This window comes from Paenibacillus kobensis NBRC 15729, assembly GCF_004000825.1.
In the GTDB taxonomy this organism is placed as follows: Bacteria; Bacillota; Bacilli; order Paenibacillales; family Paenibacillaceae; genus Paenibacillus_T; species Paenibacillus_T kobensis.
This window is the reverse complement of the sequence record NZ_BILZ01000096.1, coordinates 1-12,394: the sequence shown is the minus strand read 5'-3', so window position 1 is coordinate 12,394 and position 12,394 is coordinate 1. Positions and strand designations below refer to the sequence as shown.

The 12,394-nt window shown below is 55.8% G+C and carries 12 protein-coding genes and 2 pseudogenes; 9 read left to right on the top strand and 5 right to left on the bottom strand.

From position 1 onward, the window contains the following. Together PKO01S_RS27445 and PKO01S_RS27440 are read left to right on the top strand one after the other, a co-directional pair. A partial coding sequence (locus tag PKO01S_RS27445) for a sensor histidine kinase (RefSeq protein WP_164779810.1) occupies window positions 1-798 on the top strand: 798 nt, incomplete at its 5' end. Between the two features lie 130 nt (window positions 799-928). Further along, the gene (locus PKO01S_RS27440; RefSeq protein ID WP_164779809.1) at window positions 929-2,065 is read left to right on the top strand and encodes a TolB-like translocation protein; all 1,137 of its coding nucleotides are present in this window, start codon (window positions 929-931) and stop codon (window positions 2,063-2,065) included. Window positions 2,066-2,103: 38 nt separating this feature from the next. Here PKO01S_RS27440 and PKO01S_RS27435 read toward each other — a convergent pair whose 3' ends face one another. The 3 genes from PKO01S_RS27435 to PKO01S_RS27425 form a co-directional block, all read right to left on the bottom strand. After that, window positions 2,104-2,706, bottom strand: coding sequence for a class I SAM-dependent methyltransferase (locus PKO01S_RS27435; RefSeq protein WP_127534627.1), 603 nt, complete (start codon window positions 2,704-2,706; stop codon window positions 2,104-2,106). 65 nt (window positions 2,707-2,771) lie between these two features. Continuing rightward, window positions 2,772-4,007, bottom strand: a complete 1,236-nt coding sequence (locus PKO01S_RS27430; RefSeq protein ID WP_127534626.1) for an RNA polymerase sigma factor — start codon at window positions 4,005-4,007, stop codon at window positions 2,772-2,774. A gap of 6 nt (window positions 4,008-4,013) precedes the next feature. Continuing rightward, window positions 4,014-4,361: a YciI family protein gene (locus PKO01S_RS27425; RefSeq protein WP_127534625.1), complete on the bottom strand. Its 348-nt coding sequence runs from the start codon at window positions 4,359-4,361 to the stop codon at window positions 4,014-4,016. 308 nt (window positions 4,362-4,669) lie between these two features. Here PKO01S_RS27425 and PKO01S_RS27420 point away from each other — a divergent pair. Continuing rightward, window positions 4,670-4,792, top strand: a pseudogene (locus PKO01S_RS27420) (VOC family protein); the annotation flags it as partial. Between the two features lie 157 nt (window positions 4,793-4,949). Here PKO01S_RS27420 and PKO01S_RS27415 read toward each other — a convergent pair. Further along, complete coding sequence (locus PKO01S_RS27415) at window positions 4,950-5,924, bottom strand: aldo/keto reductase (RefSeq protein WP_127534624.1); 975 nt, start codon at window positions 5,922-5,924, stop codon at window positions 4,950-4,952. A gap of 253 nt (window positions 5,925-6,177) precedes the next feature. On the opposite strand from PKO01S_RS27415, the gene PKO01S_RS27410 reads away from it, so the two are divergent. The 3 genes from PKO01S_RS27410 to PKO01S_RS27400 are packed head-to-tail and all read left to right on the top strand — an operon-like array spanning window position 6,178 to window position 9,885. Continuing rightward, entirely contained in the window at window positions 6,178-7,845 is a 1,668-nt protein-coding gene (locus PKO01S_RS27410; protein ID WP_127534623.1) for an ABC transporter ATP-binding protein, read from the top strand. 2 nt (window positions 7,846-7,847) lie between these two features. Then, window positions 7,848-8,954 (top strand): ABC transporter permease, encoded by a 1,107-nt coding sequence (locus PKO01S_RS27405; RefSeq protein WP_127534622.1) that lies wholly within the window; start codon window positions 7,848-7,850, stop codon window positions 8,952-8,954. 1 nt (window position 8,955) lies between these two features. Further along, window positions 8,956-9,885, top strand: coding sequence for an ABC transporter permease (locus tag PKO01S_RS27400; protein ID WP_127534621.1), 930 nt, complete (start codon window positions 8,956-8,958; stop codon window positions 9,883-9,885). 137 nt (window positions 9,886-10,022) lie between these two features. Here the strand turns inward: PKO01S_RS27400 and PKO01S_RS27395 are convergent, their stop codons facing one another. Further along, entirely contained in the window at window positions 10,023-10,649 is a 627-nt protein-coding gene (locus PKO01S_RS27395) for a DUF1796 family putative cysteine peptidase (protein WP_127534620.1), read from the bottom strand. 145 nt (window positions 10,650-10,794) lie between these two features. On the opposite strand from PKO01S_RS27395, the gene PKO01S_RS27390 reads away from it, so the two are divergent. From PKO01S_RS27390 to PKO01S_RS27380, 3 genes and pseudogenes are all read left to right on the top strand, one after another. Further along, on the top strand, window positions 10,795-11,175 hold the full coding sequence (locus PKO01S_RS27390) for a hypothetical protein (RefSeq protein WP_127534619.1): 381 nt from the start codon (window positions 10,795-10,797) through the stop codon (window positions 11,173-11,175). A 35-nt stretch (window positions 11,176-11,210) separates the two neighbouring features. Further along, a complete protein-coding gene (locus tag PKO01S_RS27385) occupies window positions 11,211-11,990 on the top strand; it encodes an FkbM family methyltransferase (protein ID WP_127534618.1) in 780 nt (259 codons plus the stop codon). A gap of 165 nt (window positions 11,991-12,155) precedes the next feature. Beyond that, a pseudogene (locus tag PKO01S_RS27380) lies at window positions 12,156-12,394 on the top strand (CAP domain-containing protein); the annotation flags it as partial.

Genomic DNA, 12,394 nt, shown 5'->3' with positions numbered 1-12,394 from the left:
ATTCGGCTCGGCAAGTACCTTGCCGAGAAGCCGGTGCGAAGGCGCGACGAGCTCGGCAGCTTGAGCGAGAGCATCTATTACATGAGCCGGGAGATCGAACGGAACTTCGGGCGGCAGAAACAATTTATTAACAACATCAGCCACGAGTTCAAAACGCCGCTTACGTCCATGCTCGCCTATTCGGACCTTCTTGCGATGTATCCGGACGACGAAGCGATGGTAACCGACGCGGCTCATCATATCCGCCGGGAATCGGAGCGGCTATACGGCATGGTCGAGCATGTTCTGCAATTGTCCGCGCTGGAGAAGTATGAGCAATGGAGCATCTCGGATACGACGGCTGAACCGGTCAAGCTGCATGAGCTGCTAGCCGATCTGACCGACCGCATGCAGGCGCTGGCGGTCAAAGCCGAGGTCGCGCTACGCTGCGGGAAGCTGCAGCAGGCGACCGTGCTGGCGGACCGGGACAGCCTCATTCATCTGTTCACGAATCTGCTCGACAATGCGGTCAAATACAACGTGCCGGGCGGCGAAGCTGCGGTTAGTGTACATGCGCAAGACGGATGGGCAGTCGTGCGGATTCGGGATACGGGAATCGGCATTCCGGAGGAAGCAAGAGAGCGGCTGTTCGAGCCGTTCTATACGGTGAGCCGCGACCGTTCTCGACAGACGGGCGGCACCGGACTTGGTCTCTCCATCGTGCGGGAGATCGTGACCCGTCAAGGCGGAAGCATCGATTGGAAAGCGAACGGCGACCGGGGCGTGACGTTTACGGTCAAGCTCGCCCTAATGGATTGAGCGTTGTTTACGAGGTTAGACGCAACCGGCTGAAAAGTTTACATTTTAGAAACAAGACGATATAAGACCGAAACAACCTGCGCTTACAATGAAAGCATCAAGCCGTTGGCTAAGCAGGAGGAATTCGAATATGGTGACAATGAATCGAAACAATTCGGAAATGAGATGGAGACGGTGGGCGATGGGGGCACTGACTGGCGGACTGGCGGTCGCGCTGCTCGCGGGTTGCAGCTCGTCGTCTGACGGCAACCGAGTCGTGATCGAGAAACCGGATAAAGAAATTACGGTCATTACGGACAAACAGGAGCCCGTGCAAGAGACGATTGAAGTGGACCGGATCGACAAGCTCGACGGTATGCGGGGGATGGATTGGCTGAGCGAGTCCGAGCTCGTTATTTCCCGGGAAAATAAAGAGCGTCCGCCGATCAAGGTCGAAGGGGAAGACCGTTATCCGATCAATCTGTTCGCTTATGATCTGACGACGGGCAAGGATCGTCTGCTCGTTCAGGACGAAGACAATAAGCATGCCAACTTCGCGGTGTTGTCGCCGAGCCGAACCTATATGTTCTACAAAATGAATATCGAAGAGTCGGCTTACGCGTACATCATGGATTTGAAAACCGGAGAGAAGAAGCAAGTGAGCGAGGAGCTCGTTCCGATCCGCGACGGCGTATGGGACGGCGACGATACGGTCGTCTTCTCCGGTACGCCGGGCCAAGTCTATGCTGCGCACCCGGACAGCGAGACGGAGAAGCTGCTGTCGCTCTCGGGCAACGCCAGATTTCCCGTTATGTTCCAAGGGCTGTTGTATTATACGGACGAGAAATTGAATGCGAAGGTGTATTCGCCGAAGGACGATACGACGAAGACGCTTGCCGAGAACGTCGAACAAATCTTTCCGTCGCCGGACGGCACTCGTCTTGCGCTCGTGAAGATGACGGGCGATACGGAACGTACGCTGGTCATTACGGACTTGGAAGGCAATGTGAAGACGACGCTGTCCAAAGGCACCCAAGTGGTCGGCTTGGAATGGTCGCCGGACGGCAAGAAGCTTGCTTACAATTTGATCGATGAGAGCGATAACGGCACCAAGGGGATCGTCGTGGCGGATGCGGCCACCGGCAAAACGGTGTTCGCGACGATTGATGTCCAATATGCAAGCGATCCGGTCTCTTGGAGCCCATCGGGCGATAAGCTCGTCGCGTCGACCTACGTCAACGACGATCAAGGCAACCGGCCGGTGACGTACATCGTGACGTTGAAGTAAGCGATGAAAGGGAAGGGCCATCCTCTGGGATGGTCCTTTCACTTTCGAGAATCCAGAACAAACATCGATGCGTCTTGCCCCATGAATATTTTGCTTCCGGTATAGAACGTCTTGGATTGAATATCCTTGAACCCTATCTTGGTCATCAAGTCAGCAAGCTCATCTTGATTGAATCCATTATGTACGAATTCGGAAGCGACCTGGTCATTCTTATCAAAGTCCACAATGAGCAAATGTCCTCCGTCATTCAGAACATCGAATAATCGGGATAACACGGATTCAACATCCGGAATATGAAGGAGCACCTGAGCCATGAAGATATAGTCGGCCCGCAGATCGGTCAGACGGTCCTGTTCAAAATCAAAACAGAGCGTATCTGCATTGCGAAGATTGAAATCCGCAATTTTTTGCTTGATTTGCTGAATCATGTTGGGTGACGTATCCAGAAAGAGCACGGAGTCAAATTCGTTTAACAAATGAATGCCGATAAGACCCGTCCCGCAACCGAAATCGATCGCATGCTTGCTCTTAGCGTCAACGACAAATTCACGGATGGCATCGGACGCTAACTTGGCGGTATGAATTCGTTCAGCGGTGTCGTAGCTATTCGCTATCATCTCGAATTTATCCGTATTTCCCATTTTGCGTATCTCTCCTATGTGTCTTAATCGTGTGCTCTATGAAGTATTGCTCTTGTTATCCGTTTTTAAATCTTAGCATCCTGGCGCTGCAGAAAATGTCGTACCGATGCGTCTGTGCTAAGTCCGATGGCGCGGCTATAAGCCGAACGGGCTTCTTCTTCTCGATGCATCTGCTTGTACAAGTGGCCGGCAAGCGCCCAGTAGGGCTGATAGTTCACCGCTTCATCCGATGGTATTGCTTCCAGTAGAACGATGCCGTGTTCCGGTCCATAAGCCTCCGCGACTGCGGCGGAACGGCCGACTAATGCGCCCAGTGCGGGGGATAAACGAACGAGGCCCTCGTATAACTGAGCAATTGCCGCCCACTCGATTCGCCCTGTCCGTAAGCGCTGTGCATGCACGGATTGTATCGCAGCCATAAGTTGAAAGCGGCCGACTCTGCCGGCTTGCGAGGCAGTATGCAAATAACGCTCCGCCTCCATGATCAAGCGTTGTTCCCACCGCGTGCAATCTTGCAAGGAGAGGGGAATATAGTTCCCCTCGTCGTCATGCCGCGCCGTACGGCGCGCTTCACAGTGCAGCATAAGCGCCAGAAGACCGTAAACCTCCGGTTCGCGGGGGGCGAAGGGGAGAAGCAGCTTACCCAGATAAATGGCTTCCTCCGCTAAGCCCCGGCGAGGCGAATCCGCAATAGCGGCCTCGTCCCAACCGCTCCCGTAAGCAGCATAAATGGCTTCCAGAACAGGCTCGAGGCGATCCGGAATCTCTTCTGGATCAGGCATGTCGAAAGTGAGGCGTTCGGCACGGATTTTCGCTTTTGCCCGGGTGAGCCGCTGACTCATGGTGGAGGGCTTAGTGATGAATGCAGACGCGATTCGAGCCGCATCGATTCCAAGCACGGTCTGCAGCATAAGCGGCGTTCGCATCACCGCATCGATTGTCGGATGAGTACATAGGAACATCATCCTCAGCCGTTCGTCCGGGAAGTCGTCCGGGAAGTCAGCGCTTGAAGAAGTCAGACGCTGCGCATCCTCGGACATGGCCAACAGCGTCGGCAGCGCACTCTCGGAAATACGAGTACGCCGTGCCCGGTCGATCAGCCTCCTGCGGGCGGCAGTAACCAGCCACGCCTCAGGCTTATCCGGAATGCCGGCCTTAGGCCAGCTTTCCAGCGCGGCGAGGAAAGCATCCCCAATGGCATCCTCCACAGCCTGAAGATCCCGCCAATTGACAGCCAAGTAGGAGAGCAATCGACCATAAGCATCGCGTGCCGTTTTCTCAATGACCTGATTGATTTCCATAGAACGTTAGTGCAGCGCGGGAATGTTCTGTCTGACCTCAACGGTATCGACCGGTGCCCTGGCAGCCCACTCTAATGCAGTGTCTATGTCTGGAACATCAATTACCATGATCCCGCCGAGCTGCTCTTTCGTCTCGGGAAACGGACCATCCTGAACCACGGTCTCGCCGCCATGCCGCTTCATCGTTGCAGCCGTCTCCGGCGCATAGAGACCCGAACCGAACACCACAATTCCAGCCTCATGCAAAGCGCGCACATAGTGCGTCCAGCCTGCCAAATAGTCTTCCTGTCTTGCTGGATCCGTTCTTGCCGCAAAATCCTCCTGGCTCTCGTAAAACATCAAGGTGTAACTCATTCGAAAAACTCCTCTCTTAAAAACCATATTGGAATTGGCTTTCAATATACTGTCGTATCGGGGCTTCCGATTTCTACATTTCAAGAAAAGTTTTTATTTAGAAATTTTCTGCTGCTTGTAACAGGGGGTTCTGAGCTAGCGGTAAAGGTGCGGTTCCCCCGGCTACAAAACCTAATACATCGTTTTTGAGCAGTGAGGCCGTCCATGGAATATGGGAATCAGGGAATCCAGCGAAGACAAGCAGCTCATGCTCATATAATTTTAATACTATTAGATTAAATGTAAATGTAAAGGAGCGGTGGATGGAAATGAAAATTAACCACTTGAACTTGTGCGTTCCTGACTTATCGGAAGCTATTATGTTTTTCCAAGTTCTTTTTGGCTTTCAGGTTATTGAACAAAAAGGGACTGCGATCGCGGTAATGGATGACGGTCTATATTTCACAGCGCTGGACGGCATTCTATTTGAGGTCATTAGCATTAACATATAAAGCGCTCAGATGGTTGTGATGCAAACATTTCCCGCATGATGGCTTCAAAAAAAAACGAGGCAGGAGCGACATTGCTCCTGCCTTGTTGTCATAGCGGCTAAGTCAGCCGGTATACGGCGAACGGCTCGCCGTACCGCTGCGGATCGCTAAGCGCGTCGAGCTCATGGATCTGCTCTGCGCTTAGCTGCAGCTCCGCGCTGGCGAGGTTGGCTTCCACCTGCTGCGCGCTTGTGGCGCCGACGATGACGGTGGCGACAGCGGGACGCTGCATGAGCCAGCTGAGCGACAGCACGGCGGGCGTGCAGCCGGCTTGCTCAGCAAGAGCGGCGACTCTCTCGCCGAGGGTAATTCGATCCCCCGTCAGAAATCTTGTGAATCCGGGATCCGTATCGGCGCGCGAGCCGGAAGGCGACGCCGAAGGGCTTGCGTATTTGCCGGTCAGAATGCCGCCGGCAAGCGGGAAATAAGGAATGATGCCGACGCCTTGGTCGAGGCACATCGGGACCAACTCGGCTTCCGGTGTCCGGTCGGCCAGCGAATAGCTTGTCTGCGTCGAGACATAACGGTTAAGGCCTAGCCGTTCGCTCGTGCCCAGTGCCTTCATAAGCTCCCAAGCGGCGTAGTTGGAGGCGCCGATGTAACGGACCTTGCCGGAACGAACCATATCGTCGAGCGTCCGCAGCGTTTCCTCGAGCGGCGTATTAGGGTCGAATGTATGGATCTGATACAGATCGACATAATCGGTCCGAAGCCGCCGGAGGCTGCTCTCGAGCTCGCGCATCAGATGGTGGCGGGACGAGCCCCGGTCGTGAATGCCCGGTCCGCAAGGCAGTCCCGCCTTCGTGGCGAGGACGGCTTCCTGTCTTCGGCCTTGCAGCGCCAGGCCGATAATCCGTTCGGATTCGGTAGCCGCATAGATGTTGGCCGTATCGATAAAGTTGATGCCGCGGTCAAGCGCGAGATGAATGACGGATTGGGATGCGGCTTCATCGGCTCTTTTGCCGAAGGCGTTCGTACCGAGCCCGAGCGCCGATACTTTCAGACCGCTGTTGCCTAAGTTGCGGTATTGCATAGGGTTGTCCCTCCTCAGTAGAGCTCCATGATTGGGTCTCATTATAACGAGTCGGCGGTAAGGGTGCAAGGCACATGGCGGCAGCCAGTGTGTTGACAGCCATGTCTTAGATCGGCCGAGCTGCGGTGCATGATGCACAATGGGCTGAACTTCTTTTTGTAACCGATGATGAAAAGCAGTCGCGCGCATTGAGCGCCTTAATAGAAGACTTCTATAATAGCGGTAATAATAGCGAAGGGACGCGGTGAGTCTCATGAGCATCCAGCAGGCTTCAAGCGCAGGCGGCAGCGTGACAACTCCAGTCATCGATTCGGCTGCTGAATACTCGGTCGCAATGACCGGCATCCGCAAAACGTTCGGGAGCACGGTTGCGATAGACGGCGTCGATCTGGCGGTCCGGCGCGGCGAGATCCATGCGCTGCTCGGTGAGAACGGCGCAGGCAAAAGCACGCTGATGAGCGTGCTTTTCGGCATCTATAAGCCGGATGCCGGAACGGTGATGATCAATGGCCAAGAGGCGCGCATCCGCTCGCCGAAGGATGCGGCCGGATGCGGCATCGGAATGGTGCACCAGCATTTCCGGCTCGTGTCCTCGATGACGGCGCTCGACAACATCGTGCTCGGCGAGTCCGGCGGAGCAGCCGGCCTATGGAGAGGGGCGGCGTGGCGAAGGCGCAAAAGCGCCGAAATCACCCGGTTATGCGAGCAGTACCGGCTGTCTGTTCCACTAGACAGGCCAGTCTGGCAGCTGTCGGTTGGCGAGCAGCAGCGGATCGAGATTATGAAGACGCTGTACCGCAGATGCAGCGTGATCGTGTTGGATGAACCGACAGCAGTGTTGACGCCTCAAGAGGCGGACGATTTGCTCTTGACGCTGCAGGAGCTGAAGAAGGACGGCAAGACGGTCATTCTGACGACGCACAAGCTGCGTGAAGTGATGGCAGCTTGCGACCGGATCTCGGTGATGCGCAAAGGAACGATGGTGCGGACGGTACGCGCTGCGGATACGAATGAACAGCAATTGGCGGAATGGATTATGGGCAGGGAGCGTGAAAAGGCAGAGCAAACAGAACCTGCGGCGGGACGCCGGCCGCAGGCTCCAACCGGCGAACCGCTGCTTGAGCTGCGCGGCGTGCAAGCGCTTGGCGATCATGGCGAATTGGCGCTCCAATCATTCGATCTGACCGTTCGCAGAGGCGAGATCGTCGGCGTTGCCGGTGTGGCGGGCAACGGGCAGAAGGAGCTTGCCGAGGTGATTGCAGGCAGTAGGCCGCGGGTTGGCGGAGAGATCCGGTTGAACGGAGAGCCCATCCAGCAGGCTACGATTAAGGGCATGACCCGGCGAGGCGTTGCTCATGTGCCGGAGAACCGGATGAAGACCGGCATGGCGGGCGCACTCGACGTGGTCGACAACTTGCTGATGAAATCGTACCGGAGCCGGGAGCGGTCCGCCTTCGGTTTGCTTCGCAAGAAGGCGAATGCCGCGTGGGCACAGTCGCTGGTCGAGCGGTTCGCGGTCCGGACGCCGGACATCGCAACGCCGGTCCGGATGCTGTCCGGCGGCAATCAGCAGAAGCTCTTGTTCGCACGCGAGCTTCAGCAGCGGCCGCTTCTTATGATGGCGGTGCATCCGACGCAAGGGCTTGATGTCGGCGCAGCGGAATCGGTGCACCGTCTGCTGCTTCAGCTGCGAAGCGAGGGCAGCGGCGTACTTCTTATATCCGAGGATCTCGATGAGCTGATTAAGCTGGCCGACCGGATCGTAGTCGCTTTCAATGGCGGCGCGAACGGCGAATTCCACGCGGCAGAGGCGTCCCGGGCTTCCATCGGCATGCGGATGACCGGGCTTATGGAACCTGCACGAACGGGCGGTCTGGCGGAGGGACCGATACGGCCGCGGACATCGGAAGGAGGGCGATAGCGATGAACAGCAAAGCGGTCGTCATACCCGGCGGCAAATACCGGCTGGAATGGAGCAGCAGAGCAGCTTCGGCTTCCTCGGGCCTCATCGTCTCCGTCGCATCGGTGGTTCTTGCGCTTCTGTTCAGCGGCGTCTTCATCGCGTTGAACGGGTTGAACCCCGTGTTCGTGTTCGAGACGATGGCACGCGGCGCATTCGGCACGGCCGGCGGCCTAAGCGAGACGCTGGTCAAGGCGATTCCGCTGCTGCTGTGCGGACTCGGCGTTTCGTTCGCTTACCGCATCTCCATCTGGAACATCGGTGCGGAGGGGCAATTCGTCGTCGGCGCGATTGCGGCGACCGCTGTCACGATCTACTTCCCGGGAATGCCGCATTGGTCTTACCTGCCGGTTATGTTCAGTGCGGGTGCGTTGGCAGGCGGCGTATGGGGATTGCTCGCAGCGGTGCCGCGTACGCATTTTCAAGTGAATGAGTTAATTTCGTCTTTAATGCTCAATTACATCGCGCTGCTGCTGCTCGACTATTTGGTATTCGGTCCGTGGAAAGATCCGGCGGGCTTCAACTTCCCCGGCACGCCGATGTTCGAAACGTGGATGCAGCTTGCGACGTTCGGCACGGGCAGGCTGCATCTCGGTCTATTCATCGGCCTTGGCGGAGTCCTCGTCTATTGGCTCATTATGTACCGGATGAAATGGGGCTACGAGCTTCGGCTGCTTGGCGCCAATCCGGAAGCGGCCCGTCATGCAGGCATATCCGTGACGAAACAAATTTTGCTGGTCATGCTGATAAGCGGCGGTCTGGCCGGAGCGGCAGGGATGGCGGAGGTATCGGGCGTGTCCCACCGTCTTATGTATTCGATCTCGCCAGGCTACGGCTATACGGCCATTATCGTCGCTTGGCTCGCCAAGCTTAATCCGTGGGGGCTGATCGTCTCGTCGGTGCTATGCGGCGGAGTCATCGTCGGCGGTTACAGTGTGCAGATGATCGGGCTTCCCGCCTCGATGTCGCTTATTGTACAAGGCTCGATCTTGTTTTTCCTTATCGGCGGAGAGCAGCTTCGGAGCTATCGGGTTCGCTTACGTCTCACATCCAAGCCGGGAGGGGAGTAGGATGGACTTCATTACGGCGCTTCTTGTTGCCGCTTTGTCCGCGGGCACTCCGCTGCTGTTCGCGACGCTCGGAGGGATTCTGTCAGAGAGGTGCGGCGTTATTTTTCTCGGGACGGAAGGGGCTATGCTGATGGGCGCAGTCGTCTCCATCATGACGCTGTCGCGAACCGGCAGTTGGCCGCTTGCGGTCGTTATGGCGATGCTCGTCGGAGCGGCATTCGGGGTACTCCATGGGGTGCTGTGTGTGTCGCTGAAGGCGAACCAGACGGTGTCCGGCATGGCGATTACGCTGTTCGGCACGGGATTGAGCGCATTTCTCGGCAAGCCGTATGCAGGACTGCCCGTCCCGGCCGGCATTCCGAAGCTGAACATTCCGGTGCTGCAAGATGTGCCGGTGATCGGCGATCTATTCGGCAGCCAAAATGTGCTCGTATGGGCCAGCTTCATGCTCGTCATCGCGATGCAGGCTTATATTTATCGCACAGGGTGGGGGCTTAAGCTGCGCGCCGTCGGCGATAGTCCGTCCACGGCGGATGCGATGGGCATCCAGGTTGCTGCTGTCCGGTACGGACATGTCGTCGCGGGGGCGATGCTCATCGGACTATCCGGCGCGTATCTCGTCCTCGTCTTCTCGCCGAACTGGATGGAAGGCATGACAGCCGGCAGAGGCTGGATCGCCGTTGCGCTGGTCATCTTCGCACGGTGGAATCCGGTTCGGGCGCTGCTCGGCGCTTATTTGTTCGGCGCGTTCGAAGCGCTCGGTTACCGGATCCAGACGGTTACGGACGCGGTCCCGCCTTATTTTCTCAAAATGCTGCCTTATCTCATTACGATTCTCGTCCTCATGATCATCGGTTGGAATAACCGGCGCAAGCCGTCCGGACAGCCGCAATCGCTCGGCGCGCCTTACTATCGCGAGCAGCGAACGTAATACCACTCATACGCCCCGAGTATTTCGTTAAGCTCCATTGTCATTCCCCATTCGCCGCTCCAAGCCAAAAGCCGCTGAACGATTGGCTGTCAGCGGCTTTCCTCCGTTCGATTCTCTCGCAGCGGACAGAATTATCATTAGCCCGTATACTTCACATGCTGCAGCAAATGGCGCCAATGCGGATCGTTCGCATTCCAGATATCGACCTGGCTCGGCAGCGTCACGGCGCATGTATGCTTGTGCGGCCAGTGGTCCTCCACCAATCCGGGAACCGGGTTGTGATTGACGAGCAGAATATGAAATTCGTGCTTCACAAGAGTGCTGAGCGCTTGTTCCAGCTCCTGCGCTTCGTGCGGGTAGCCGCTCGTACGAATGAACAGAATGCGGCGGCAAGTTGCCGCTTTATGAAGAAAACGTTCGATCCGCCGGTCCATCTTCGTCCGGAAGGCATCGTAATCCGGCCAATTCGTCGCACTGTTTCGTTTCAGCGGAAAATCATGTACGATCACCATTCCGTTCAACAAATCTCTCAGCAGCAGAAAGTCGCCGAATGGCCCCTCGCTGACGAGATTATGGCGAAGTCCGAAATCGGCAAACCTTTTGTTCAGCATTCGAGTGACGTCCGCGAGATAGTCCGTATTCACCCAATCCAGTACGCCGGTGAACGGCCGTATTCCGTTGCGTTCGAGCTGGATCGCGGGCAGACAGTTCATTCCGAGACTGAATATCGCATCGTATGGGCCGGCTATTGCGTTAAGCTCCATTAGTAGCAGACCTCCTTTCTCTTGAAACCGTTAATCTAGTATATGTAAGCGAGATTAAGCCCGTACGGGCATTCGTGGTCAAGCATACAATAGATAGAGCAATAGACGGGGAACAGCCGATATCGAGAGGAGATTTGCGTTCACGATGAAGGAACAAGCAGAATTCAAGCTGGATAAGGATAAAATCGTACCTTTTCTGCTGACCGATTGGGAGGTGCCGCTCGCACAGGTCACACTCACGACAAGCAAGCCGAACCGGAAGGTCCGCTTGACGTTCGAGATCGGCTGGAGCAAGCCGTTCACGGCCGATCTAGGCGAAATGGACGTTGTGATCCGCGTTTCGTCAAGTTCGGGACCGGAACTGTTCCGCATCTCGGAAATGTGCCATTGGAATGCCATGATGACGATGGATTGCGACGTTGCCGCTCCGGAAGCCGGGACGCATACGTACTGGTTGAACGCATTCTCGGAAGGACGCCGGGCGATCCTGAGCGGTCCCCTTATGCTTCATGCGGCTGTGTTATAACCGGGGCTTAAGATACTAGCAAGGAGGAAGACAAGATGAGCAGTAAAACAACGTATCTTCGGCTGCCGAATTATCCGCATCCGTTTCTCATATCGGGAAGCGCGAGCGATCAGGTGCTGGCAGGCATTGAGGCAAGCGGGGGCTATTACGAGCCGTATGTCATGAATGCGCTGCAGCATATTTTGAAGCCGGACAGCGTCTGTCTGGATATCGGCGCGAATATTGGTGCGATATCGATCGCGATGAGCGCATACGCGAGACAAGGCCGTGTGTATGCATTCGAGCCATCGGCTGTAAACTTTCATTATATGTCTTACAACACGCAATTGAACGGAGCGGGAGTCATCGAGCCGGTGAAGCTTGGTGTGTTCGACCGCAATACGGAGATGCAGTTCTCGTACATCGATTTCGGCGGAGCGTGGTCGCACATTACGACGGAGCATGCGGAGCGCGGCATTCAAGAAACGGTTCAGTGCGTTCGCATCGACGATTGGGCGGCACAGAAAAAGCTGAAACGGCTTGATCTGATCAAGCTGGACGTTGAAGGGGCCGAGGTTCCGGCGCTGCGCGGGATGGAGAAGACGATCGCGGCATTCAAGCCGGATATGATCGTTGAGTTTAATCCTACGGGGCAGATGACGATTTTTCAGGAAGATCCGATCATTTTGTACCAAACGCTTCAAAAATTATATCCTTATCTGTATATTGTTGACTTTAATTATACGGTGCCAAGGCTGGCTTCCTACGAGCAGTTGATGGCGATGTTCGTTGGCGGGCGTGAAGTTGTCGATTTGTATTGCACGTTCAAAGGCTGAATGTTCTGAAAAAGGTGAGAAGAGGTCTGAGAAACCTCTAATCTTTTCCAGAAACTGATTCATGATCGACTGAAGCTCCCCGTGATAAGATAGGTGGCATCGAAAGGAAACGGCTTGTTCGTTTCGATTCGAACGACATTTACCGATCTCGGGGAGGACGAAAACATGAACATGCAGTATATTCGCAAGACGATCGCTGGCGCCATTATCGCAGGTATGGCTTTCGCTGGCTTCGGAATAGCGGGACAGTCGGCTTCCGCAGCACCCGTCGTACAGACGCAATATAAAACCATTACGGTCGGCAGCTTGAGCGAGCTGCAGAAGATCGCGGCACAATATGGCATTCAATTGGATTGGAACCAAATATGGAACCAAGTCAACGGGGGAACGGGCACGGTGACGAA